The 712-nt window shown below is 65.9% G+C and carries 1 protein-coding gene; it reads right to left on the reverse strand.

Annotation, left to right across the window (positions count from 1 at the left end):
• Positions 1 to 712 (reverse strand): hypothetical protein (locus AB9K37_RS00025; protein ID WP_369835042.1); only part of this gene is annotated, 712 nt, incomplete at both ends.

A 712-nucleotide genomic window follows, 5' to 3' on the forward strand; every position in this document is an offset into this window, starting at 1 on the left:
GAGCGGAAGCGCGTCCGCATCGTCTGAGACCACGTGTTCCGAAGGAGGCGCGTCGTCATCGTCCAAGCCTTCGAGGGCCTCGAAGGGGCTTGGGACGGCGGTGCCTGCAGCCGCGTCTTCAGAGGCCTGTGGTTCTTCGTCCGCGGTTGCCATCTGATCTTTGGGAGCATCCGTGTCTTGCGGGGAGGACAGTTCTGCGTCCGGCTCGTCCACGTCAGCAAGCGCCGCGAAGGGGTCCTCGTCTTCGAGGGCGGCGAAGGGGTCTGTGTCGGCTGTTCTCTCGACGGCCGCCACGGCCTCTATGGGGATGTCATCTGTCGCCGATGGGAGGCTGTCGCGACCTTGCTCCTCCTCCGCGCCCTCAAGGGCAGCAAACGGGTGATCATCTTCGCTGAAAGCGGCGAAGGTATCTGCGTCGATGTCTTCAGTGGCTTCCACGCCGGGCGCGTCGTGGTCCTGGGCTAATTCGGCAGCGTGATCTTCCGGTAGGGGTTCGGCCTCGTCCTCCCCAGGCTGGGTGCCATCTTGGGGGGCGATGTCATCGGCGAACGCGGCCATTCCGCCTGCGGCGAGGCGGGCGAGCTGTGCGTTGCTGTCTTCTGCATCGGGCTTGGCCACCTCGAAGGGCGCAAACATGTCGTCGTCTGCGCCGGTAGCCTCCTGCGTGTCTGGCTCTCCGAGATCGGCGAGGGCGGCAAAGGGATCCGCGGGC

It is taken from the genome of Donghicola sp. XS_ASV15, assembly GCF_041224595.1.
In the GTDB taxonomy this organism is placed as follows: Bacteria; Pseudomonadota; Alphaproteobacteria; order Rhodobacterales; family Rhodobacteraceae; genus Donghicola.